The 23,851-nt window shown below is 66.3% G+C and carries 20 protein-coding genes and 1 pseudogene; 14 read left to right on the forward strand and 7 right to left on the reverse strand.

Annotation, left to right across the window (positions count from 1 at the left end; genetic code table 11):
• A partial coding sequence (locus ACO2SS_RS25030) for a hypothetical protein (RefSeq protein ID WP_423280582.1) occupies nucleotides 1-228 on the reverse strand: 228 nt, incomplete at its 3' end.
• A 58-nt stretch (nucleotides 229-286) separates the two neighbouring features.
• Entirely contained in the window at nucleotides 287-1,579 is a 1,293-nt protein-coding gene (locus ACO2SS_RS25035) for a M20/M25/M40 family metallo-hydrolase (protein WP_423280583.1), read from the reverse strand.
• A gap of 227 nt (nucleotides 1,580-1,806) precedes the next feature.
• Between ACO2SS_RS25035 and ACO2SS_RS25040 the strand changes: the two genes are divergently transcribed.
• The 5 genes from ACO2SS_RS25040 to ACO2SS_RS25060 are packed head-to-tail and all read left to right on the forward strand — an operon-like array spanning nucleotide 1,807 to nucleotide 7,289.
• Nucleotides 1,807-2,667, forward strand: coding sequence for an ABC transporter permease (locus ACO2SS_RS25040; protein WP_423280584.1), 861 nt, complete (start codon nucleotides 1,807-1,809; stop codon nucleotides 2,665-2,667).
• Nucleotides 2,664-3,497: an ABC transporter permease gene (locus tag ACO2SS_RS25045; RefSeq protein ID WP_423280585.1), complete on the forward strand. Its 834-nt coding sequence runs from the start codon at nucleotides 2,664-2,666 to the stop codon at nucleotides 3,495-3,497. The genes ACO2SS_RS25040 and ACO2SS_RS25045 overlap by 4 nt, the downstream gene beginning before the upstream one ends.
• Before the next feature lie 38 nt (nucleotides 3,498-3,535).
• Nucleotides 3,536-4,693, forward strand: a complete 1,158-nt coding sequence (locus ACO2SS_RS25050; protein ID WP_423280586.1) for an ABC transporter substrate-binding protein — start codon at nucleotides 3,536-3,538, stop codon at nucleotides 4,691-4,693.
• Nucleotides 4,693-5,850: an ABC transporter ATP-binding protein gene (locus ACO2SS_RS25055; RefSeq protein WP_423280587.1), complete on the forward strand. Its 1,158-nt coding sequence runs from the start codon at nucleotides 4,693-4,695 to the stop codon at nucleotides 5,848-5,850. Before ACO2SS_RS25050 ends, ACO2SS_RS25055 begins: the two co-directional genes overlap by 1 nt.
• Nucleotides 5,847-7,289 carry an amidohydrolase family protein gene (locus ACO2SS_RS25060; protein WP_423280588.1) on the forward strand — a complete coding sequence of 481 codons (1,443 nt, stop codon included), beginning with the start codon at nucleotides 5,847-5,849 and terminating at the stop codon, nucleotides 7,287-7,289. Before ACO2SS_RS25055 ends, ACO2SS_RS25060 begins: the two co-directional genes overlap by 4 nt.
• A 54-nt stretch (nucleotides 7,290-7,343) precedes the next feature.
• Here ACO2SS_RS25060 and terL read toward each other — a convergent pair whose 3' ends face one another.
• Together terL and ACO2SS_RS25070 are read right to left on the reverse strand one after the other, a co-directional pair.
• Nucleotides 7,344-7,820, reverse strand: a complete 477-nt coding sequence (gene terL, locus ACO2SS_RS25065; protein ID WP_423280589.1) for a phage terminase large subunit — start codon at nucleotides 7,818-7,820, stop codon at nucleotides 7,344-7,346.
• A 173-nt stretch (nucleotides 7,821-7,993) separates the two neighbouring features.
• Nucleotides 7,994-10,934, reverse strand: a pseudogene (locus ACO2SS_RS25070) (formate dehydrogenase subunit alpha).
• 377 nt (nucleotides 10,935-11,311) lie between these two features.
• On the opposite strand from ACO2SS_RS25070, the gene ACO2SS_RS25075 reads away from it, so the two are divergent.
• From ACO2SS_RS25075 to ACO2SS_RS25090, 4 genes are all read left to right on the forward strand, one after another.
• On the forward strand, nucleotides 11,312-11,815 hold the full coding sequence (locus tag ACO2SS_RS25075; protein ID WP_423280590.1) for a (2Fe-2S)-binding protein: 504 nt from the start codon (nucleotides 11,312-11,314) through the stop codon (nucleotides 11,813-11,815).
• Entirely contained in the window at nucleotides 11,812-12,828 is a 1,017-nt protein-coding gene (locus ACO2SS_RS25080; protein ID WP_423280591.1) for an FAD binding domain-containing protein, read from the forward strand. Before ACO2SS_RS25075 ends, ACO2SS_RS25080 begins: the two co-directional genes overlap by 4 nt.
• An 8-nt stretch (nucleotides 12,829-12,836) precedes the next feature.
• On the forward strand, nucleotides 12,837-15,062 hold the full coding sequence (locus ACO2SS_RS25085; protein WP_423280592.1) for a xanthine dehydrogenase family protein molybdopterin-binding subunit: 2,226 nt from the start codon (nucleotides 12,837-12,839) through the stop codon (nucleotides 15,060-15,062).
• A 593-nt stretch (nucleotides 15,063-15,655) separates the two neighbouring features.
• A complete protein-coding gene (locus ACO2SS_RS25090; RefSeq protein ID WP_423280593.1) occupies nucleotides 15,656-16,276 on the forward strand; it encodes a tyrosine-type recombinase/integrase in 621 nt (206 codons plus the stop codon).
• 66 nt (nucleotides 16,277-16,342) lie between these two features.
• On the opposite strand, the gene ACO2SS_RS25095 is transcribed toward ACO2SS_RS25090, so the two are convergent.
• Together ACO2SS_RS25095 and ACO2SS_RS25100 are read right to left on the reverse strand one after the other, a co-directional pair.
• On the reverse strand, nucleotides 16,343-16,816 hold the full coding sequence (locus ACO2SS_RS25095; protein ID WP_423280594.1) for a hypothetical protein: 474 nt from the start codon (nucleotides 16,814-16,816) through the stop codon (nucleotides 16,343-16,345).
• 493 nt (nucleotides 16,817-17,309) lie between these two features.
• On the reverse strand, nucleotides 17,310-18,203 hold the full coding sequence (locus ACO2SS_RS25100; protein ID WP_423280595.1) for a LysR family transcriptional regulator: 894 nt from the start codon (nucleotides 18,201-18,203) through the stop codon (nucleotides 17,310-17,312).
• Between the two features lie 113 nt (nucleotides 18,204-18,316).
• On the opposite strand from ACO2SS_RS25100, the gene ACO2SS_RS25105 reads away from it, so the two are divergent.
• From ACO2SS_RS25105 to ACO2SS_RS25125, 5 genes are all read left to right on the forward strand, one after another.
• On the forward strand, nucleotides 18,317-18,775 hold the full coding sequence (locus ACO2SS_RS25105; protein ID WP_423280596.1) for a (R)-mandelonitrile lyase: 459 nt from the start codon (nucleotides 18,317-18,319) through the stop codon (nucleotides 18,773-18,775).
• 64 nt (nucleotides 18,776-18,839) lie between these two features.
• Entirely contained in the window at nucleotides 18,840-19,595 is a 756-nt protein-coding gene (locus tag ACO2SS_RS25110; RefSeq protein ID WP_423280597.1) for a carboxymuconolactone decarboxylase family protein, read from the forward strand.
• A 2-nt stretch (nucleotides 19,596-19,597) separates the two neighbouring features.
• Nucleotides 19,598-20,827 carry an arabinose transporter gene (locus tag ACO2SS_RS25115; protein WP_423280598.1) on the forward strand — a complete coding sequence of 410 codons (1,230 nt, stop codon included), beginning with the start codon at nucleotides 19,598-19,600 and terminating at the stop codon, nucleotides 20,825-20,827.
• 557 nt (nucleotides 20,828-21,384) lie between these two features.
• Entirely contained in the window at nucleotides 21,385-21,855 is a 471-nt protein-coding gene (locus ACO2SS_RS25120) for a DUF6644 family protein (RefSeq protein WP_423280599.1), read from the forward strand.
• A 134-nt stretch (nucleotides 21,856-21,989) separates the two neighbouring features.
• Nucleotides 21,990-23,027 (forward strand): L-idonate 5-dehydrogenase, encoded by a 1,038-nt coding sequence (locus ACO2SS_RS25125; protein WP_423280600.1) that lies wholly within the window; start codon nucleotides 21,990-21,992, stop codon nucleotides 23,025-23,027.
• Nucleotides 23,028-23,040: 13 nt separating this feature from the next.
• On the opposite strand, the gene ACO2SS_RS25130 is transcribed toward ACO2SS_RS25125, so the two are convergent.
• Complete coding sequence (locus tag ACO2SS_RS25130) at nucleotides 23,041-23,802, reverse strand: SDR family oxidoreductase (protein ID WP_423280601.1); 762 nt, start codon at nucleotides 23,800-23,802, stop codon at nucleotides 23,041-23,043.
• Nucleotides 23,803-23,851 lie beyond the last annotated feature (49 nt).

Here is a 23,851-nt window from a genome sequence, read left to right on the forward strand (position 1 = left end):
GCCCGCCATGCCTCGCGAGCGGCCGGCATCGATCCGCAGGATCTTCGCATGGGCGTGCGGGCTGCGGACGAAGACGGCGTGAAGCTCGCCCTCCGCCTTCTGGTCGGCGACATAGCGCCCGCGCCCCGTGACGAAGCGCAGGTCCTCGCGCCTGAGCACGGACTCGCCGATCCGGTACGGGGCTTCCGCCCGGCTTTCGCCGGCTGCGTCCGACTTTAACGGCAGCATCAGCGCCACGCACCTGCCTGGCCGAGACCCGCGAGGGGAGTAGCTCCGCGCACGCGCGTCACGCCTCGCGCGTGCGTACCTCGGACCAGCTCCTGTCCTTCGACAGGTAGTCGATCGCGCACAGCGTATGCACCCGGACCGCGTGCAGGAATTCCTCGATCAGCACGGATTCGTTGGGCGCGCTCACGTTCTTAGGCGACGGGCCGTACACGAAGGCCGGCACGGCCCGCTCGCGCCACATCCTGCAATCGGAGGCGGCCAGCATCGGGATGCGGATCGGCTCCGGCCAGCCGAGGCTCTGGACGTTAGCCGCGATCAGCTCCGCCATCTCGTGCGTCGGATCGGAATAGTTCGGCACGCTCCCCTGACGGAGCTCGCCGACCGTCGCCCCGGGATGGCGCGCGACGATCCGATCCAGCTCGGCCAGGACCGCATCACGATCGACGCCGATCGGCACGCGGATGTCGACCTCCATGACGCAATCCGAGGCGACCATGTTGATCTTCGAGCCACCGCGGATTGTCCCGACATTCACCGTCACGGCCGCCATCACCTCCGTGGTGCCCGGCCCCATGGTCTCGTTGATAATCGCGCTCGCGCGCTCGCCCGTAATCCGCTCCGCCACCGCATCGGGGAGTTTCGCCTTGAATGCCTTCAAGGCATCGAGCTCGCGCATCAGCTCGCCGGCGATGCGGATCGCGCTCGGGCTGAGATGCGCATAGGGGCCATGCGCGCCCCGCGTGCGGATATCGATCGAGAATTGCAGGATTCCCTTCTCGCCGAACCGGATCGTGCCAACGCCACCCGGCTCGCCGGACAGGAGGCAATCGCCCGTGACCTCGTCGCCCAGCTTCTCCAAGAGGTACTGGGATCCCCACCGCCCCCCGGTCTCCTCGTCGGAGACGATCATCAGGGTGACCTTTCCGGTCAGCTCGTCATGCAGCCGGGCGAGATACCGGTAGGCGAAGATGGCAGCCGTGGTGCCGGCCTTCATGTCGGCAGAACCGCGGCCATGCAGCCGCCCGTCAGCGATCGTGCCCGACCAGGGATCGTGCTCCCACAGGTCGGCCCGGCCGATAGGGAAGACGTCGGCATGGCCATTCAGGACGAGGTGCCGCCCGGGCTGGGGAAACGTGATCGAGCCCACCAGGTTCGGGAGATGCTCCTCCGCGGCATGGCGGCGGTAAGGCAGGGCCTCCCGATCGAGATAGGCGGCAACGAAGTCGATCGCCTCGCGCGTGTCCCCCGGCGGATTGGGCGATTGGCATCGGACGAAGTCGCGGAAGAAGCCGATCAGCAGCTCGCGATCCTCATCGATCCAGCACAGCGCACGCTCTCTCAACCCTGCCATGCCAGCCCCCTCAGCCCGCACACGCAGCGCGAGTGCCTGACGTACCACAAACTGAACCGCAACTTGCTGTAGCTACTAGGGGCTATACGCAAGAAGCGATACCGAAACCTCAGGCAACCAAGTACCATCGCCGCTTTACAGGCGTCTAGCCCCGTGCAACTTTCTTTGCATCATCGGCAGCCTGCGGGGCATTCTAGCATGTCAGTGCGTCTGACGGATCTCGGGTCGTGACCGCGGCGGCGCACCGTCCGTGGCTATTGCTCGCTCCGGCGCTCGTCCTGTTGGCGGTGCTGCTCGTCGCGCCGATGCTCGTCATGACCGCGTACTCCTTCTTCGAGTACGTCGACATCGGGGTGGAACGTCCTGCCTTCGAGCTGAAGAACTGGGCCGACTTCCTCCGCGACCCGTACTACCATTACGGTCTGGCGAAGACGGCTAGGGTTGCGTTGATCTCGACCGTCGCGAGCGTCGTGCTCGGCTATGTGCCGGCCCTCGTCATCGCGTCGACCCGGTCGCGCGGCCGCTGGCTGCTGATGCTGCTCCTGCTGCTGCCATTCTGGATCAGCTTCGTGATCCGGACGATGTCTTGGATCCAGGTGTTGGGCGCCAACGGCCTGATCAATGCCGTGCTTATATCGCTCGGCCTGATCGACGCGCCTCTTGAGCTGCTCTACCGCGAGGCGGCCGTCGTGATGGGCCTCGTCCACTTCCTCCTGCCGTTCACAATCCTGAACATCTTCGTAGCGCTGGAGGGGATCGACGCAAACCTGGTCCCAGCCGCCCGGACGCTCGGCGCGTCGAGCTTCCAGGCCTTCCTCCAGGTGACGCTACCGCTGTCGCTGCCTGGCGTCGCCACGGCCGCGCTGCTCGCCTTCGTGCTGGCAGCCGGATCCTACGTGACGCCACTGATTTTAGGCGGGCCGGGCGACTTCCTGTTCGGCAACCTCATCTACTCGGCGGTGATGACAGAGCTGAATTGGCCGCTCGGCGCGACGCTCGCGATCGCGCTCACGGTGATCCTTGCCGCCTTGCTCCTCATCTACAATCGGTTCTTCGGGGTGGATCGCCTCGCCAGGGGGCTGTCGTGAGCGGCCTCGCCCGGGAAGGGCGCTGGGCCTGGCGCCTCCTGATCTGCGCGACGGCGCTGGTCTACGTGTTCCTATTCGCCCCGATACTAGTCGTCGTGCTGCTGTCCTTCAACGACTCGACATTCGGCGCCTTCCCTATGCGGGGGATCTCCCTGCGCTGGTTCGCCAAGCTCTGGGAGAATGGCGCCATCGTCAGCGCCTTTGCGACCTCTCTCGCGCTCGGCGCCCTGAGCGCCCTGATCGGCACGGCGGTCGGCCTCATGGCGGCGCTCGCGCTCGTGCGTCACCGGGTGCGGTTCCGCAGGCCGATCTCCGCCCTGCTCACCGCGCCGCTGCTCGTACCCGAGACCGTGCTCGCAGTAGGGCTCCTCCTGCTCCTGCGTGCGGCCGACCTGCCGCGCACATTCGGTCTCCTGCTCGCAGGCCACACGCTGCTCACGATCCCGTTCGCGACCTTGGTGATCCAGGCGAGGCTCGCCGGCACCACCCGGGTCTACGAGGAGGCCGCACGCAGCCTCGGCGCTCCACCCTTCGCGGCGTTCCGGGAGGTCACGCTGCCGCTCGCCATGCCGGCTATCGTGGCGGCGCTCCTGTTCTCCTTCACGATCTCCTTCGACAACCTCACGGCCTCGCTCTTCTGGCGTCCGGCCGGGACCGAGACGGTACCGACCCAGATCTTCTCGATGCTCAAGGATTCGGTGAGCCCGGAGATCAACGCCCTCGGGACGGTGATGATCGTCATGACCGTCGGGCTCGGGCTGATGGCAGGGCTGATCGGGCGAACGCTGCCCGGACGCAAGCCATCCCCGGGCGGGCGCGGTCACACTTAGCCCCGATTTAGAAGCCGCAAGCCAGAGGAGACACGACCATGCGTCCCGAAGACCCGCAACGCCTCGACGTCCTGCTCGATCGCTACCGCGACGGGCAGATCGACCGCCGCACCTTCTTGTCTCTGCTCGGCTTCGCTGGCCTCGCCGCCGGCGTGGTCGGCGGGCCACTGCGTGCCATGGCCCAGGCCGGCGGCGACGCCGTCAAGCAGATCCGCTTCGACAGCTGGGGCGGCGTCGTGTCCGAGGCGATCCGCCGGACCGCGATCACGCCCTACGAGAAGACGACCGGAATCAAGGTCGTCGAGGGCACGTTCGGCCTGGAGGAGGAGATCCTGTCCAAGGCCAAGGCAGGACGGCCGGGCGACTACAACGTCATCAGCTCCGCCGGGCTCAGCTGGTACAAGCGCTGGATTGACGCCGGCTTCGGCGTGACGCTGAACGAAGGCAACATCCCGAATATCAAGAACGTGATCCCGGCCCTGCTCGAGCCGTTCCGCAAGATCACGCCGGACGGGCTGTCCGCCGTGCCCTACACCTACGGCAATACAGGCATCGCCTACAATTCGAATTTCATCTCGCACGACGAGGCGAAGGCTAAGCGGGAGAACCTGCTTCTCGATCCGAAGTACAAGGGCAAGCTCTCGGGCCACAACGATTTCCAGACCCGGATGTGGATCGCGGCCGCCCAGACCCGGCAGGACGGCAACGACATCAAGGACCTGGACAAGGTCTGGGCAGCGATCCGCGAAAACCGGGGGCTCGTGAAAAAGTACTGGAGCTCCGGGGCGGAATCGATGGAACTGCTCGCCTCCGGCGAGGTATATGCGGCGGATATCTGGTCCGGCCGCGCCGCCGCGCTGATCGAGCGCTCGCCGCATATCGGCTACGTAGACTTCAACAAGGCCTACTGCTGGGGCGGCGACATGCTCGTGCTGAAGGGCTCGCCGGTCGGGGCCTGCGAGCGATTCCTCAACTTCCTGCTCGAGCCGGAGGTCGGGATCGCGATCGGCGAGGCGCAGCTTTACCCGACGCCTTTCGACCCGAACAAGGTGCCGATGCCGGAGAAGATCAAGCGCCTGCCGAACTACGATCCCACGGGCACGCTCGAGCGCTACGTCTTCGCCGATCCGAACTACTGGACGAAGTACGAGAAGGACTGGAAGCCGATGTATTCCAGGATCGAGAAGGGCTTCTGATGCTCAAGCGAGCGTCGTCTCCGGCTCGGGACGCGGCGGGCTCCTCGCCCGCCGCTTCGGTCCGGATCTCCAGCCTGGTGAAGTCGTTCGGCAGCGTGAGGGCGGTCAGCGGTGTCGATCTCGCGCTTCCGCCGGGCAGCCTGACGAGCCTTCTCGGACCGTCCGGCTGCGGAAAAACGACGCTCCTGCGCATGATCGCCGGCCTCGAGGAACCGAGCGCCGGCGAGATCGAGGTGAACGGCCGGCCGATGCGGGACGTGCCGATCCACAAGCGGAACATCGGGATCGTGTTCCAGAACTATGCGCTGTTCCCGCACAAGACCGTCCGGGACAATGTCGGGTTCGGGCTGAAATATCGCGGCATCACGGGGCAGGAGGCCGAGACGCGCGTCCGGCGGGCGCTCGAGATGGTGCGCCTGGACGGCTTCGAGACGCGGCTGCCGAGCCAGCTCTCCGGCGGCCAGCAGCAGCGCGTGGCGCTGGCGCGGGCCGTGGTCTTCGAGCCCGACCTCCTCCTCCTCGACGAGCCGCTCTCGGCGTTGGACGCCAACCTGCGCGAGCAGATGCGCCTGGAGATCAAGCTGATCCAGCGGCAGCTCGGCCTGACGACGATCCTGGTCACGCACGACCAGCAGGAGGCGCTCGCCATGTCCGACGAGATCGTAGTGATGCACGAGGGCCGGGTGCAGCAGAAGGGGCCGCCGGCCGAGGTATTTCGGCACCCGGCGAACCAGTTCGTCGCCGGCTTCATGGGCCAGGCGAACATCCTTCCGGCGACGCTAGCCGAAGCGTCCGAGGCCGGTACGTGCCGCGTGTCGCTGGTGGGCGGCCATGTGGTCGACGGCCGACTCGGCGCCGGCTCGGCAGGCGCGCTGGCGCCGGGCGACATCGTCGACCTCGTCATCCGGTCCTCGGAGATCGGGCTGAGCCGGCGCGGGGTCGGCTGCGACGGTGCGATCGAGGGCCGGGTCGAGGATGCGAGCTTCCTCGGCGACGACGCCCTCTACCTGGTCGACCTCGGGAGCTTGAAGCTCAAGGTGTCCCGGCGGGTGTCGGACGAGGCGGATGCGGAACTGCTGGATCCCGGGACACCGGTCTGCATCGAGCTGAGGCCGTCGGCCTGCACTGTCCTGCCGAGAATGGAGACGCGATCGTGAACGCCCCTATCACCTGTTTCCGCGCCGCGGATTGGCTGGTCGCCTGGGACGAGGGCGCCGGCCGGCACCGCTACGTCCGCGGCGGCGACCTCGCCTTCCAGGGCGACACGGTCATCCACGCCTCGGCCGCCCGCTTCGAGGGCCGCTGCGACGAGGAGATCGATGCCGGCGGCATGTGCCTGCTGCCGGGCCTGGTCAACATCCACACGCATACCGGATCCATGCCCACCTTCCGCGGCGTGCGCGAAGATCTCGGCAACCCGAACTTCTACTTCAGCGGCCTCTACGAGGGATGGGGCCTGTTCATGCCGCCGATCGAGCGGCGGTCCGTGTGCTGCACGGTCGCCATTAGTGAGATGCTGTTGAGCGGCGTCACCACCTATGTCGACATGTCCTACCCGTTTCCGGGCTGGGTCGAGACGGTGGCGCGGAGCGGGATACGGTCGTTCGTCAGCCCATTGTTCGATTCCGCCCGCGTAGTGGCCGAAAGCGACCACGCGGTGCGCTACGAGTGGTCGGACGATGGCGGGGAGGGTGCCTACCGGCGTGCTCTCGATGTCCTCGAAGTGGTCGAAAGCGACCGTTCGGGACTGCTCTCGCCGATGATGTCCCCGATGGCGGTCGACACCGTCTCGCCCGATCTCCTCCGGCAGAGCCACGCCGTCGCCCAGGAGCGCGGCTGGCCGTACCACCTGCATGCCGGCATGGCCGTTCTCGAATTCCAGGAGATGACCCGCGGGACCGGACAGACCCCGATCCAGTGGCTGGCGAAGCTCGGCGTGCTCGGCCCGGGCACCATCATCGGGCACGCCATCTTCCTGGACCATCATTCCTGGCTGCACTGGCACACCCGCTCTGACCTCGGGATCCTGGCGGAGAGCGGCTCGTCCGTCTCGCATTGCCCGGTTGTGTTCGCCCGCTACGGCGTGCTGCTGGAGAGCCTCGGCAGCTACCGCCGAGCCGGGATCACGGTCGGAATCGGCACCGACACCCACCCGCACAACATGCTGGAGGAGATCAGGATCGCGGCGACCAACGCCCGCATCGCGGACGAGCACATGTTCTCCGTCACCACGGCCGACGCCTTCGACGCCGCGACAATCGGCGGGGCGGAAGCGCTCGGGCGCCGGGACATCGGCCGCCTCGCGCCAGGCGCGAAGGCCGACATCCTGGTCGCCGACGCGACCCATCCCATGATGCTGCCGCTTTACGATCCGATCCGCAGCCTCGTGTACAGCGCGGCCGACCGGGCCGTGAAGGACATCTATGTCGGCGGCCGCAGGGTCGTCGAGAACGGACGCGTACTGACGCTCGACCACGCGGAGGCGGTCCGCCAACTGCACGAGATCCAGTCCGAGGTCACGGCATCGATGCCGGGGCGCGACCGCAAAGGCCGCCGCGCCGACGAGGTTGCGCCGCGCGTGTACGAGGGCGCCTAGAGGCCTAACCTCCCAATACTCCTCCAATTACCTCATCCGGCAGGCGGTTTCCTTTTACCGCACCACCCGCGCGGGGCGCTTGACACTCTGTGGCCTGAGCATTCCTCGACCGAGCCTCCGCTCGATTCCAGGGATCACGTTTCTGCGGCCGGTCCAGTCGAGAAACTGCGAGACACTGTCGACCTGGTCGTCGTGCCGCATTTGCGGGAACCCCTGCAGCTCTCGCTTGAACTCGGGCAACCAGTGCGCCTCGCGGAGAAGCGCAACTTTTCCGTCCTCGATCTTCGCAAGCTGGGTCTCGAACCGCACCTCCTTGGAGAGTAGCGGCTTGTACCCTTCCAGCATGCCCCGCCGCTCATTGCGGAACTCTTGCCACAGCGCGAAGCCCGGATTGGCAGTCTCCACGATGACGGTTTCCGCCCTCCAACGGCCTCGCAGCTCTGTCACCTTGCGCTTGAGGGACGGGTAGTCGAGGCGCTGGCGGAACACGTCAAGCAAGAGCCAGGTTCCGGTCTTTTGCCTGCGCCACAAGCTTGTGGTTCAGTCCCAGTCCCGCAACGGAGCCGCCGAGCGGATCAGGACAACCACGCGCCGCGTCGCGCCAGAATGTCTGGCGGTGCAATCCGCGACGACCTCCGCCGGTCACACCTCAAGAACTCGTGGCCTGAGTGCAGGAACCGGGGCCTAGGAGGGGCCGATGCGTCTCAGGCCGCCCGGATTTGGCACAGCGTGACCTTCGGTTCCTGCATGCCTGTCACCGGATCGAAGCCATAGGTCGTGACGGTGTTCATGCTTTCGCCGAGGACGACAGGGTCCGCTCCGGCGGGGTATTTGGAGCGCTGATCCTCGCCCTGGTACCAGCCGGCGAAGTGGTACGGCATCCAGGCGACGCCCTTGCCGACGCGCTCGGTGACGAGTGCCTTCACCTTGATCCTGGCGTTGTTCTCAGGACCCAGGACCCAGCACCAGCCGCCGTCCTTGATGCCGCGCTCGGCCGCGTCCACCGGGTTGATCTCGACGAACATGTCCTGCTGCAGCTCGGCGAGCCACGGGTTGGACCGCGTCTCCTCGCCGCCGCCCTCGTATTCGACCAGACGGCCGGACGAGAGGATGATCGGGAAGGATTTGGCGATGTTCTTCTCGACCGCCGCCGTCTGCACCGAGAAGCCGTTGTTCGGGATGCGGAACTGCCGCTCGTCCGGCCGCGTCGGGTACTTCGCGACGAGTTCCGGCTTCGGCGAGTAGATCGGCTCGCGATGCACCGGGACGGGGTCCGGCAGGTTCCAGGCATTCGCCCGGGCCTTCGCGTTCCCGTAATGCATCACGCCATGCTCGAGGCAGACGCGCTGGATGCCGCCCGAGAGGTCGATCGCCCAGCTCACGGCATCGACGTTGTTGCCGCCGATCCGCTGGATTGTCGCCAATTCCTCCGGGGTCAGGTCCCTGTCCCAGCCGAGCTTCTTCAGGATGCCGAAGGTGAACTCGGGATAGCCGTCCGTCAGCTCGGAGCCGAGCGGGTAGGAATCCTCGGCCAGCAGGGTCGCGCCGTTCCGCTCGACGCCGAAGCGAGCCCGGAAGCAGCCGCCGCCGTCCTTCACGTGCAGGTTGGTGTTGTAGAGGATCGCCGAGCCCGGGTGGCGGATCTCGGGCTTGCCCCAGCACGGCCAGGGCAGGCCGTAATAGTCGCCGCCGACCTCCGGATCGTCCTTCGGCGCGCGCAGCGTCACCAGGTCAAACTTGTGCTGGTTCTTCATATGGGCCTTCAGGCGCTCGGGCGACTGCCCGCAATAGCCGGTGGACCATCCGCCACGGTTGATCTCACGGAGGATGTCCTCCGCGGAAGGCACGTTGTTCTCGACCTTGATGTTCTTGAACAGATCCTCCGCGAAGCCGAGCTTCTTCGCGAGCAGGTACATGAACTCGTAGTCGTTCTTGGACTCGAAGGCGGGCTTCACGATCTGCTCGCCCCACTGGAGCGAGCGGTTGGAGGCCGTGCGCGAGCCTTCCATCTCGAGCGAGGTGCAGATCGGCAGGAGATAGACCCCGTCCTTGCGATCGCCCATCGTGGCGAAGCTCGTCGGATGCGGGTCGGCGACCACGAGCAGTTCGAGCTTGTTGACGCCCTCGACCGCCTCGGGGATGCGGGTGACGGTGTTGCCGCCGTGGCCGAACACCATCATGGCCTTGATGTTGGCCTTCTGGTCGACCTGGTCCTCGGGCAGGTTCACGGCGTCGAACCACCGGGTCGAGGTGATGCCCGGGGCCTCCATGTTCTGCTTGCGGGTGCGGGCGGGGCGGCCGGCCTTCGCCGGCACCTCGTCGAACCGCGACTGCAGCCAGTCGTAGCTGACGTCCCAGACGCGCGCCCAGTGCCGCCATGCGCCCTCGACCAGGCCGTAATAGAGCGGCAGGGTCGTTACATCGAGGCCGAGATCGGTCGCGCCCTGCACGTTGGTGTGGCCGCGGAAGATGTTCGCGCCGGTGCCGGGCTTCCCGACATTGCCGGTCGCGAGACACAGGATGCAGAAGGCACGCACGTTCGCGGTCCCGACAGTGTGCTGGGTCGCGCCCATGCACCAGATGAGGGTGGCGGGCTTCTCGTGCGAGAAGAGGTAGGCGAGGCGCTTCAGCTGCTCGCCGGGCACGCCCGTGACGCGCTCGACCTCGTCGGGCGCCCACTTCGCAACCTCCGTGCGGACGTCGTCCATCCCGTAGACGCGCCGGCGGATGAAGTCCTTGTCCTCCCAGCCGTTCTGGAAGATGTGCCAGAGGATACCCCAGATGACCGGGATGTCCGTGCCCGAGCGCAGGCGGACATACTCCGTGGCGTGAGCGGCCGTGCGGGTGAAGCGGGGATCGATGACGACGAGGTTGGCGTTGTTGAGCTCCTTGCCGGCGAGCACGTGCTGCATGGAGATCGGGTGCGCCTCGGCCGGATTGCCGCCCATGATGAACATGGTCTTGGCGTTGCGGATGTCGTTGTAGGAATTCGTCTGGGCGCCGTAGCCCCAGGTGTTGGCGACGCCCGCAACCGTGGTCGAGTGACAGATGCGCGCCTGGTGATCGACCGAGTTCGTGCCCCAGAAGGCGCCGAATTTACGCAGGAGATAGGCGGCTTCGTTGGTGTACTTGGCCGAGCCGAGCCAATAGGCGGAATCGGCGCCGTACTTCTGACGAATTTCGAGAAGCTTGTCGCCGATCTCGTTAATCGCCTGGTCCCAGCTGACGCGCTGCCACTGGCCCTTCTCGAGCTTCACCGGGTATCTCAGCCGGCGCTCTCCCTGGACGACCTCGCGGATCGCGGCGCCCTTGGCGCAGTGCGTGCCGCGGTTGATCGGCGATTCCCACGAGGGCTCCTGGCCGACCCAGACGCCGTTCACGACCTCCGCCGTCACCGTGCAGCCCACCGCAGTGGGTGCAGATGTTCTTCTTGATCGTCACCTGCGGGCCGCTCACGGACGTGCCGGCCGCCTCGGCCTGCCGGATCAAACCGGGCTGGACGGGTCCAAGAGCCGCAAGGCCGGCGACCGCAAGCCCGGATCGGCGAAGGAGGGAGCGGCGGTCCATCGTTCCCGAGGAGAGGCCGGCGGCCGTGGCCTGGAGCTTCGCGCGGCTCGCTTCGCCGCTCCTGCGCTTCGTCAGCATCGGGCAGCCCTCACATTTTCAGGGTCTCGCACCCATTGGCTCGTCGCGGAGTCGGATCCGCCTTCGCCTCACCCTCCGCGGCCCTCTGCCAATAACCCGAGCCTTCAGGCTGCACAGCCTGTCAGTTGTCTCGGCTGTCACGTCGGATGTCAGCCTGTTCGTATGCGTAGATGACGAGAAGCGGCTGCGAGAGGCCCCGAAACGTGTCGGCAAGCTCAAGGCATTGAACCTGGCGGCCGACATGAGCCGGAGTGAAGAGCGCAGCGCAACCGAAGGCGGTTGCGTGGAACGGTCGGCCTAGTTCAGCGGATCGAGGCCGATGTCTGCCCGTCCGACCGGCAGGTGCGGGAAGAACGAATACCGTGGAGGAAGACGTCATGCTGCATGAACCGTCTGGAACGAGTCGTGGCGCGCCGACGTCCTTCGCGATCGAGTTGACGGTCAATGGAACCCGCCATTCGCTTCGGCTGGATCCGCGAACCTCGCTACTCGACCTGTTGCGCGAGCATCTTGACCTGACTGGCACCAAGAAGGGCTGTGACCAGGGTCAGTGCGGTGCCTGCACGGTGCTCGTGGATGGCCGACGGGTCGTCTCGTGCCTGACGATGGCAGTGATGACGGACGGTGCGAGCGTCACCACCATCGAAGGATTGGCGATCGACGGAAAGCTGCACCCTCTACAGCAGGCCTTCATCGACCACGACGCGTTCCAGTGCGGCTACTGCACTCCGGGTCAGATCTGCTCGGCAGCCGGGCTGATCGCCGAGGGCAGGGCGAAGACGGCGGCGGAAATCCGCGAGCTGATGAGCGGCAATCTCTGCCGCTGCGGTGCCTATCCCAACATTGTCGCGGCCATCCAGCAAGCGATGGGGCAGCCATGATCAGCTTCGAATACTCACGCGCCAGCGACGTCGCCGATGCTATGCGGCAGATCGCTTCCGGCGGGACTGCCAAGTTCATTGCGGGCGGAACGAACCTGTTCGACCTGATGAAGATGGACGTCGAGCGGCCCGGCAAGCTCATCGACGTCACCAGGCTGCCGCTCCAGGACGTCGAAGGAACTGCCGCGGGAGGGTTCCGCATCGGTGCACTCGTGCGCAACACCGATCTGGCTTACCACCCGGAGGTGGAGCGCCGTTACCCGATGCTGTCGAGCGCCATCCTGGCCGGAGCATCGCAGCAGCTCCGCAACATGGCGTCGGTCGGCGGAAACCTGCTCCAGCGTACGCGCTGCGCCTACTTCTACGACCTCGTCACCCCGTGCAACAAACGCGCGCCGGGCAGCGGCTGCTCCGCCGTCGGTGGACTTAATCGCGGCCATGCCATCCTCGGCACGAGCGATTCCTGCATCGCGGTCCATCCTTCGGACATGTGCGTGGCTCTCGCCGTGCTCGACGCGAAGGTGCACGTGACGGGCGCGGCGGGCGAACGCGTGGTTCCCATCGGGGAGTTCCACCGCCTGCCCGGCGATACGCCGGAACGCGACACCAATCTGGGCGCGAACGAGCTGATCACCTCCGTCGAGCTGCCGCCGCAGGGGTTTTCCGCGAACTACACCTATCTGAAGATCCGTGATCGGCTCTCCTATGCCTTCGCGCTGGTTTCCGCGGCGGTGGGTCTCGAACTCGAGGGCGACCGGATCAGGGACGCACGCTTCGCGCTCGGCGGGGTCGCCCACAAACCTTGGCGTGATGCCGAGGCCGAGGCGGCGCTCCGCGGCCGGACGGCCGACGACACAGCCTTCGGTCAGGCGGCGGATATCCTCCTGCGCGACGCGAAGGCTTTCGGCCACAACACGTTCAAGATCGATCTCGCGCGGCGTGTCCTCGTACGCGCGCTCTCGCAGGCGGCGCGGGGCACTCCGCAGTCGCAAGCCGACAAGAAGATCGCGTGAGGAGAGCCATGGCCGCCTATATCGGAACCGCCACATCACGGGTCGACGGGGCCGCAAAGGTCACGGGCGCAGCGAAATACGCTGCCGAGTTCGCGGCTACCGGGGTCGCGCATGCAAGCGTCGTGACGTCGACCGTCACGAAGGGCCGCATCGTCCGGGTCGACGCCAGCGCGGCGATGGCACTACCCGGCGTGATCGAGGTGCTCACGCACGAGAACCGGCCGCCCATGGCGGAGAGCTTCGAGGCCTACAAGGACGAGGTGGCCCCGGACGGGTCGCCGTTCCGGCCGCTCTTTGACGATCGGGTGATGTTCAACGGCCAGCCGATCGCGCTCGCTCTTGCCGAGACGTCGGAGATCGCGCGCCAGGCGGCCTCCCTCGTCCGGGTAGAATACGCCGAGGAGCCGCATGAGACGGACATGTTCCGCCGCCGCGACGCTGCGGTCCCGGTGAAGGATCCGACAAACCCGATCGAGGCCCTGTTCGCGCCGCCCAAGGTGCGGGGAACCCCGGACAAGGCATTGGCCGCCGCGGCCCTGCGCCACGAGGCCGAGTATTTCGTGCCGATCGAACACCACAATCCAATGGAGCTCTTCGCCGCGACCGTGGTGGTCGAGGACGACGGAAAGCTCACGGTCTATGACAAGACGCAGGGCGTGCAGAACGTGCAGAGATATCTCTGCAGCGTGTTCGGCATGGAGGCGGACCAGGTCCGCGTCATGAACCCCTTCATGGGAGGAGGGTTCGGAGTGGGCCTGCGCCCGCAATACGAGGTGGTGCTGGCCGTCCTCGCCGCTCGCGCGCTTCGGCGCTCGGTGCGGGTCGTTCTCACCCGTCCGCAGATGTACGCCCTCGGTTACCGGCCTGCGATGATCCAGCGGATCGCGATCGGTGTCGCCGAAAGCGGAACGCTGGACGCGATCACGCACGACGCCGTCACCGTGACGTCGCAATATGAGGATTTCCATCGCCAGGAGACAGGCTGGTCGGGGCTGCTCTACAAGTCGGAGCATGCGAGCTACGCGCACAGGCTCGCGCGGCTCGACCTGCCCACCTCATGCGACATGCGTGCGCCGAGCGCCGCTCCGGCACTCTTCGCTCTCGAGTCCGCGATGGACGAGTTGGCCATCGCGCTGAAGCTCGATCCGGTCGAGCTAAGGCTGCGGTGCTATTCGGACCGCGATCAGCACGAGGACAAGCCCTACAGCAGCAAGGCGCTGCGGGAATGCTATCGCGAGGGGGCCGAGGCGTTCGGCTGGGACAGGCGCAACCCGGAGCCTCGCTCGATGCGCGACGGTCGTGAGTTGGTGGGCCTCGGAATGGCAACCGGCGTCTGGGAAGCTTTGCAGGCGCCGATCACCGTCCGCATCACTCTGACGGCAAACGGGCACGCCGAGGTGGCGTGTGCGACCTCGGACATCGGGACCGGCACCTACACCATCATGGCGCAGGTCGCGGCCGACATGCTTGGGCTGCCGCTCGACAACATCAGCGTCCGGCTCGGCGATTCCAGCCTGCCGCAATCGCCGGTCGAGGGTGGATCGTGGATCGCGGCTTCCGTGGCGAACGGTATCGCCGCGACCGCGGATGCGCTTCGGGACGAATTGCTGCGTCTCGCCCAGGGGACGCCGGGCTCGCCCCTGGCAGGCACCGAGCCAGGTGACGTGGTCTTGATGGAGGGCAGTCTCGTCAGCAGGCGCGACGCCACGCGAGCGGTGTCGATCGTCGATGCGATGCGCCAAGGCAGGGTGGACCGCGTCGAGCAGGTGAGGTCGACGAACCCATCCCCGGATTCACGGGCGCACAACGCGCATTCCGCGGTTTTCGTGGAAGTGCGGGTGGATGAACAGCTCGGCGTGGTCCGCGTCACGCGGGTCGTCAGCGCGGTGGCGGCCGGACGCATCCTGAATACGAAGACGGCGGGCAGCCAGATCCTCGGTGGCGTGGTCTGGGGCATCGGGATGGCGCTGCACGAGGAGACGCAAATCGACCACCGCTTCGGGCGGATCATGAACGCCAATATTGCCGAGTATCATGTGCCGGCGAACGCCGACATCCACGACATCAAGGTGATATTCGTCGACGAGCAGGACGACAGCAATCCTCTCGGGATCAAAGGCGTAGGCGAGATCGGCATCGTGGGGGTGGCAGCCGCCGTTGCCAACGCGGTTCATCATGCCACCGGCAGGCGCGTTCGCGATCTTCCCATCACCCTCGACAAGGTGCTGGTTTGAAAGGAATTCCATCGGATCTCGCCGACGAGCTGGGTGCCGCAGCAACGTCGCCCGCCCGATGGCCCCGATCTGTCCCTCGAGGGGCCTTGCGGCTCGACCGAGCACTGCCGTGCCCCCGGAAACGCAGCCCTGTCCCAACGATCCGCAAGCATTCGCCGCTCAGCCTCGCCCGCTCTCCGATGGCCTTACGGATCACACTCCCGCGTAGACGATCATCCAGGACCCGCGGCTCCACCGGGTCGATGCGCCCTTCCTCGACCGGGTCGGCAGCCTCTGGCGCCCAGTGCCGCAGATGGACCACCCGCCGGACATCGCCGGCGCCGATCATCCGCGCGAATGGCCGGTACGGCTCTATCGATTGGGTGGCGGGACCACTCCACTTCCTGCAACAAGCGATGGGCATGAGAGCCGGTAAGGCGGCAGATCCTGATCGTCCGCTTCGAAGCAGATGTTCCGGCCAGCCAGATGGCGGAGTTGGAGGCAATCTGGAACGTCCGCTCTCGGGCGCTGGCCCAAGTTCCGCTTCTGGCGCACGCCCGTAGTTCTCCGGCGTGCCGAGCGCGATGCTGACCTCTCCTACCTAGGAGAGTGTCATGCGTTCAGATCACGAGGCCAATCGCGGATCCTGGAACCACGGCCGGATCATCGGACCTAAGCCGCCTCTCAAACCGAAGCATATCTGGGCCATTCGGACCAGGTTGCAGCACGAAGGCCGCGTCCGCGACCTCGCGATGTTCAATGCCGCGATCGACAGCAAGCTGCGGGGCTGTGACTTGGTGCGGCTTCGCGTCTCCGACATCCACCTCGGCGACTCGATCCGGCTGCGCACTACCATCGTGCAACAGAAGACCGGCAGGCCCGTCCCGTTCGAATTGACTGAACCAACGCGGGAGGCGCTCGCGTCCTGGCTCCGTGTTCGTGGGCTACGAGGCAGCGATTGGCTCTTCCCCAGCCGGAGCCGCCCAGGCGATCACCTCACCACGCGTCAGTACGGCCGATTGCTGGACGACTGGGTCGCGCTGATCGGGCTCGATCCGGCGGCCTACGGCACCCACAGCCTGCGTCGGACGAAAGTCGCGCTCGTGTACAAGCGCACAGGCAACCTGCGGGCCTGCCAGCTTCTGCTCGGCCACACGAAGCTGGAGAGCACTGTGCGCTACCTCGGGATCGAGGTGGACGACGCCTTGGTCCTCTCCGAGCAGACGGACCTTTGAGAGACCCACGGCGGCTGCTGAAGCCGCCGTGACAACCCAAGGACCGGACAGGGTGGTGAGCCGACATCATGTGCGACGGAGCGACGTGATGAATGCCTCCAGCCGCCGAAAAATGGCGTCCCACTGCTCCTGGGGCGCGTGCCGATCAATATCGAAAAGGACCGCAAGGCCATCCTCGGTCCGTCCCGAAATTCGATACCATCCGAGCCATGGATTTCCCGGCTCTGGCCGGGCCGCCTTCCATACTATGGTGCGTTCGACGAAGAGCCGTGGCCCGAATTCCGCGTCGGGGATCAGCCGTAGCGGCCCGTGGGCAACTGATAGCCGGAGCAAATGAACCGAGGGCACAGGTTGGGGGGCCGACTGCAAATGCCGACCGGCTACGAAGATGCGTGTCACGGCGGCTGGAGCATCATCCGCGCGCTGGCAGTAGTCAAATAGAGGATTTCGCCCTGGATGAACCTCGGTGCGGACAGTACCGGGATCGAAGCTCGGCTGCATCGCGGCCGGAATCGCGAAGCTGATCTCGCCGAGCTTCACTCGGACCTGTTCAACTGGCGAGCAAGATGTCCTATCTAGGCGAGGCTGTTCAGAGCACCACGCCAAGAAGATTGCGATGGTGAAGACGAGGGCAAGGAAGCTCCACGTTGCACGGCCCGGCATGGGTACTCGCAAGTCCCGGAGGAGGCAGTTCCCCGGCGCCCAAGTAGCGGGACCGGGTCACTTACGACTTACTAAGATCACTCAACATTAAGCTTGGGTCAGATGCACGCGCACATCGAATGGCGGCCTAGGTCCGCTCAGGGTCGGAAGCGGCTGGAACCGAGTTGCGCTGCTCGCGTCCGCTTTCGGGCAGGCACCTGGAGTCTGCTCATGGCGCGACCCAGAAGTGAACCGCCGGGCGTACATACTTCGTCCGGCTTCAGTGAATCGCGGGCTTTCGATCAAGCGGTTTGCTTGCAACGACGCAGGTACTCCCGCGCTCAGGGCCCGCGAAGGTAGACTAGCCTCCTGGTAGCTCGGGCAGCATGACTCAATTGCGGTAACGTAGCGCTTCGACCAACAGGGCGAAGGCCTGCGTCGGCTGGCGACGGCTCGGGTAGTAGAGGTGATATCCTGAGAAGGGCGGGCACCAATCCGCCAAAACGCGCACCAGCTGCCCGCTCTGCAGATCCGGCCGCACCTGCTGCTCGGTCAGGTAGGCGAGCCCAATCCCCGCCCGTGCAGCCATGATCATCAACTGGGATGTCCCAAAGATCAGCTGGCCATCGACCCTGACGCTGAGTTCCCGTCCGGACTTCTCGAACTCCCAGGCATAGAAGCCGCCATGCGTCGGCAGGCGCAGGTTGATGCAGTTGTGGTCCGTCAGGTCCTGCGGATGCTTCGGCGGCTTCCGCCCCGCGAAGTACGACGGCGCGCCGACGACCGCCATACGCAGGTCCGGGCCTATCGGGACGGAGATCATCCCGCTCGCGACTGTCTCACCAGTTCGAACGCCCGCGTCGAAGCGCTGCGCCACGATGTCTGTCAGTCCGTAGTCGATGACGATCTCCACCTTGATGTCCGGGTATTGAGGCAGAAGCCTCTCAATAGCCGGCCAGAGGATCGACGCCGCGGCATTCTCAGTCGATGTTAGCCGGATGGTGCCGGCTGGCTTCTCGCGCAGCTCCGTGACGGCTGCAAGCGCGGCGTCGACTTCTTCGAAACGTGGCCCTACGGTGCGAAGCAGGTGTTCCCCTGCTTCGGTGGGCGATACGCGCCGCGTCGTACGCGTGAGCAAGCGCACACCGAGCCGCTCCTCCAGCCCTTTCACGGTCTGACTGAGCGCGGATTGTGACACCCCGAGCTTCGCCGCCGCCCGAGTGAAGCTCTGCTCCTGTGCGACCAGCAGGAATGCCACCAGATCGCTCGCCGTATCTCGCTGCATTCGTAAGCTCAGCTTCTAGGTTTATGCATCGAACCGAGTCTAATCACGGCCAATCGCGCGCGCTATCTCCCATGAGGCACGGACGCTCGGCGTCCAGACTTTGGGAGACGATCATGAACACAGCCGTCGCGGCTACCCTGGCGCTCGCGGCCTCAGCGGCTCCGGCCCTGGCCGAAAGCATGCGCATCTTCCCGAACGGTTCGCGGCCGTCGGTGAAGGGACCGGAGGCGACGTTCACCGGCCCGGTGCGGGTGGACATGCAGTTCGCGGCGCCAGAGAGCCGCGTTTCGGCTGGCCATGTCACCTTCGAGCCGGGCTCTCGTTCTGCGTGGCACACCCATCCGGCCGGTCAGGTTCTCATCGTCACGTCCGGCACGGGCTGGGTGCAGGAGGAGAACGGCCAGAAGCGCGAGATCAAGCCGGGTGACGTGATCTGGACGCCGCCGGGCGTGAAGCACTGGCACGGCGCGACGGCCACGAACGGCATGACTCACCTCGCGATCACCGAGACCGTCAACGGCAAGAACGTCGACTGGATGGAGAAGGTCACCGACGAGCAATACGCGAAGTGATTTGGCTCTCGGCCGGTCACGCCCGACGCCCTCACCCGGCCCCGAACACCACGGAGGCAAGCTCATGAGAACCGTTGCCGCAACTCTCCTGTCACTCGGCTTGCTCAGCCCCGCTGTGGCGCAAAGTCCCGTCACGCCGACAGACGTACAGGCGGTTTCGCCGGCGCTCGCGCAGTACACCGAGCGCGGACTGCTCGGGGGGGTGTGGAAGCGGCCCGGCCTGTCCGCCCGCGACCGCAGCGTTGTCACGCTCGCGATCCTCATCGGCAAGGGGCAGACGGTCGAGATGCCGTTCTACCTGAGCCTAGCGCTCGACAACGGCGTGAAGCCGGCCGAGATCTCCGAGATCGTCACCCACCTCGCATTCTACTCGGGCTGGGCGAACGCGACCGCCGCCATCCCCCACGTCAAGGACGCATTCGCGAAGCGCGGTTTCGACCCCGACCAACTGCCGAAGGCCGTACCCACACCACTGCCGCTTAACGAGGCCGCCGAGGCCACGCGGGCCAAGAACGTGGGAGACAACTTCGGCACGACCTCGCCGGGTCTTGTCGCCGACACGACGAACTTTCTATTCAAGGATCTGTGGCTGCGGCCCGACCTCGCACCCCGTGATCGGAGCCTCGTCACGGTCTCGTCGCTGATCGCGAACGGGCAATCGGCTCAGCTGACCTCCCATCTCCGGATCGGGATGAACAACGGCCTGACGAAGGATGAGATCGGCGAAGTCATCTCGCACAGCGCCTTCTACGCCGGCTGGCCGAACGGCTTTTCCGCGATGACGACCGCGAAAACCGTGTTCGAGGCGCAGGCGAAGTAGCCATGACGGGCCAGCCACAGGCGGCCGTCCCGGCTTCGCTCGGTTTGAGCGAGCCCGCACAAACGTCCGTCGTCGTCGCGCTCTTGCCTCTCAAGGCGGCGGTCCTTGTCGCCTTCCTGGTGATCGGGCTCGCCTTTCCGGTGGTCCCGCTGCACGTTCGCGACGGGCTCGGGTTCGGGCCTGTCGTGGTCGGGGTCGTGGCCGGCTGTCAGTTCGCCGCCTCCCTGATCGCGCGGATCTGGTCGGGGCATGCCGCCGACGCGCGAGGGGCAAAGTGGGCCGTCGTCGCCGGGCTGATCAGGGCCACCGTCTTGGGCCTCCTCTATCTCTCCTTGCTCGCGTTCGTCGGGCGGCCGGAGGTGTCTGTCGCGGTGCTCCTCGCCGGGCGGGCACTCCTGGGTGCCGCCGAGAGCTTCGTGATCACGGGCGCGACGGCTTGGGGCCTCACCCGGGTCGGAGCGGCGAACGCAGGCAAGGTCATCGCCTGGATGGGTACGGCGATGTTCGCCGGCTTCGCCGCCGGAGCCCCGCTCGGGAGCCTGCTCTACGCGGGCGGTGGATTCGCTTCCGTGGCTGCCGTGACCTCGGTCGCTCGGCTCCTGACGCTCGCCCTTCTCTGGCCCTTGCGAGGCTCCGTTGCCGCCGCAGTCGCTCGGCCGCGCATCGCTTCGGTGATCGGACGCATCTGGCTACCCGGACTAGGCGCGGCGTTGAGCAGCGTTGGGTTCGGCGCCATCCTGGCATTCGGGTCGCTCCTTTTTGTCGAGCATGGCTGGACCCCGGTCTGGCTCGCCTTCTCGACGTACGCGATCGCGCTCATGGTCGCTCGGCTCCTCTTCGGGCATCTCCCTGACCGCCTCGGCGGCGCCAAGGTCGCGGTAGGCTTCGTGGTCGTGGAAGCGGCCGGGCTCGCCACCATGTGGCTTGCGGCTTCCGGAGGGCTCGCAGCCTTCGGCGCGGCGCTCACCGGTTTCGGCTACTCGCTGGTGTTTCCGGGGCTCGGCCTGGAGGCTGTCCGCCTTGCTCCACCCGAGAGCCGCGGCGTCGCCATGGGCGCCTACACGGCCTGTCTCGATCTGGCGCTTGGGATCGCCGGTCCAGCCCTTGGCCTTGTCGCCTCCGGCGCCGGTTACAGCGCCGTGTTCGAGGTCAGCGCGATTGTCGTGCTCTGCGCCGCGCTGGTCAGCATCCCGCTGCTCACGAAGCGCGCACCCCGGGCCCAAGCAACCTGAAGGAGGATCGAACATGTCTCATCTGAACCGCCGAACGCTCCTCGCTGGAGGCACCGGTCTCGGAGCGGCGTCTCTTCTGACGGGCCTCCCCGCGAGGGATGCCCAAGCGCATCATGGCTGGGGAACGTTCGACACGCGCTACGCCTACTACGTCACCGGTGCTCTCGCCTCCGTGCGTTGGGGCAACCCCCACGGGGAGGCTGTGCTGCGGGTCGAGAAGGCCGGACTTCCCGCAAACTGGGCGGGTCGGCAGCTTCCGCCCGGCGCGAACGAGCGGAACGCTCGCCTGACCATGGCGTCGGCTCGCCCGTACGATGGGCGGCATCGGGAACTGCACCTCGTGCTCGCCGGCCCGGAATGGATGGCGCGCTGGGGGCTCAATCGTCCGCTTCAAGCGGGGGAGCGCATCGAGGCCGTCGGCTTCCTGGACGCCCGTGGCGGGCACGACCTCCGCCCGGTCATGTTCTGGCTCGCCGACGGCCAGGGCGTCTGGCAGCAGCTGACGTCGTTCCCGCGCGACCGGAACCCGCGCGATAGCCATGGAGTGCCTTTCCGACATGCTTGGGCTGCTGGAGCAGTCCTGGCTTGGCTCAACGGTCCGGGCGACGCCGTTCCTCTACGCCGTGCTGGAGAGTGGCCACATAATCGGGCTGGCGCTCCTCATCGGCTCGGCGGTCGCGGTCGACCTCCGTTTGCTGGGTGTGGGCCGGAACGCGGTGCCGGTGACGCTGGCAACACGCTACCTGCTCCCCGTCTCACGTGTCGGCTTCGCGATTGTCGCCCTAACTGGGGTCGCGATGTTCGTCGGGAACGGGCTGGCTGTGGCGTCGAGCCCGGCCGCGCCCTGGAAGTTTGGCCTGATCGCGCTCGCCGGGCTGAACATCCTGATCTTCCATCGAGGAATCTACAGGACGGTCGAAAGCTGGGATCTCGGGGAGGCACCTCCCGCGGCGGCGAAACCCGCGGCGCTGCTATCCGTCTCCACGTGGTTCGGCGTCGTTACTGCGGGCCGCTTTCTCGCCTACTGAGCCTAACGTCCGCTTTCGGGCAGGCATCTGGAGTCCGCTCATGGCGCGCTGCTGACCACAAGGTTTGACGTCGCGTGGCACCGGGTGAAATCATGTAGCTCGAGTTGCGGCGAATGCCGGGCTGAGAGCGCATCATGAGAAGCGTCGTCATCCATCCGCCTCACCAGCTTCGGGTCGAGGACGTCCCAGACGAGCTTATGGGCCCCGGCCAGGTCAGGGTGGCCGTGAAGGCCGGCGGCATTTGCGGCTCGGACTTGCACTACTACCGGCACGGCGGCTTCGGAGCGGTGCGCGTAAAGGCGCCGATGGTGCTCGGGCATGAGGCATCAGGCGTCGTCCGGGCGGTCGCGCCGGACGTTACAGCCGTCGCCGTCGGCGATCGCGTCGCCATCAATCCGAGCCGCCCCTGCCGTGCATGCCGCTACTGCCTCGAAGGCCTGGCGAACCACTGCGAGAACATGCGATTCTACGGCAGCGCGATGCCCTGGCCGCATGTGCAAGGGGCTTTCCGCGACGAGCTCGTCTGCGATGCCGGACAGTGCGAGATTGCGCCCAGTGACGTGTCGTACGAGGAGCTGGCGCTCTGCGAGCCGCTCGCCGTCGTTCTTCATGCCGCTCGCCAGTCGGGCTCGTTGCTGCAGAAGCGCGTGCTGGTCACCGGATCAGGCCCAATCGGGGCCCTCGCCGTAGCCGTGGCCCGGCATCTCGGCGCGGAGGAGATTGTGGCGACCGATGTGCTTCCGGAGCCCCTCGAGATCGTGCGCAGGCTCGGCGCCGACCGTGCGATCGAGGTATCGACCTCTCCGGACCAGCTGGCGGCCTACGCTGCCGGCAAGGGCACCTTCGATGTCCTGTTCGAGTGCTCCGGCAACGAGACAGCCATCCGCGCCGCCTTGCCGGCAATGCGGCCACGAGCGACCATCGTTCAACTAGGCATTGCGGGAGCCGAGGTGGCTTTTCCCATCAACTCGGTCGTTGCCAAGGAGCTGGAGCTGAAAGGCTCCTTCCGCTTCGTGGAAGAGTTTCGCCTTGCCGCGAAGCTCATCGGCTCGCGCCGGCTCGACCTACGGCCACTGCTGACCCGCACCTATCCGGTGGATGATGCCGTCGCGGCCTTCGAGGCAGCGGGCGACCGCCGCTCGGCCATGAAGGTCCACCTCGCCTTCCGTTGAGTTGGGCCTGCAGTCACAGCGAGGCCGTGATGCCCCCATCAACATAGAGAGTGTGACCGTTCACGAAGGAGGACGCGTCCGAGGCGAGGAACACGGCCGCGCCGACGAGCTCTTCCACGTCGCCCCAGCGGCCCGCAGGCGTTCGCTTTTCGAGCCAGGCGGAGAACTCCGCGCTGTCCACGAGAGCCTGGTTGAGTTCGGTCCTGAAGTAGCCCGGCGCAATGGCGTTGATCTGAAGCCCGTGCTTCGCCCAATCGGTGCACATGCCCTTCGTGAGCTGCTTGATGGCGCCCTTTGTCGCCGTGTAGGGCGCGATGCCGGGCCGGGCGAGCTCGCTCTGCACCGAAGCTATGTTGATGATCTTCCCGCGGCCTCTGCCAATCATCCGCCGGGCTACCGCCTGGCCGACATAGAAGGCCGTGTCGATGTTGGTGCGCATCAACTCCGACCACTTCTCGACGGGGAAGTCTTCCAGCGGAGAGCGGAACTGCATGCCGGCGTTGTTGATAAGGATCTCAATCGCGCCGATCTTCGCCTCGATGTGCTCGACCGCGGCTGCCACCGCTGCATGATCGGAGGCGTCAAAGGACACCACTTCGACGTCGAGGCCTTCGTCGCGCAGCATTCGCGCTGCTTCTGACAGCCTCCTCTCGTCGCGGCCATTCAGGACGATCCGCGCTCCGGCCTGCCCGAGCCCACGGGCAAGACCGAAGCCGATGCCCTTCCCGGAGCCGGTGACGAGCGCAAGTCGGCCTTTAAGATCGAACAACGCCATCGCTTCACCTTGTGCAGCGTCGCGGCACCGCGCGAGGAGTCTCCGCGCC

Source organism: Enterovirga sp. CN4-39, from assembly GCF_049446235.1.
Lineage (GTDB): Bacteria > Pseudomonadota > Alphaproteobacteria > Rhizobiales > Beijerinckiaceae > Enterovirga.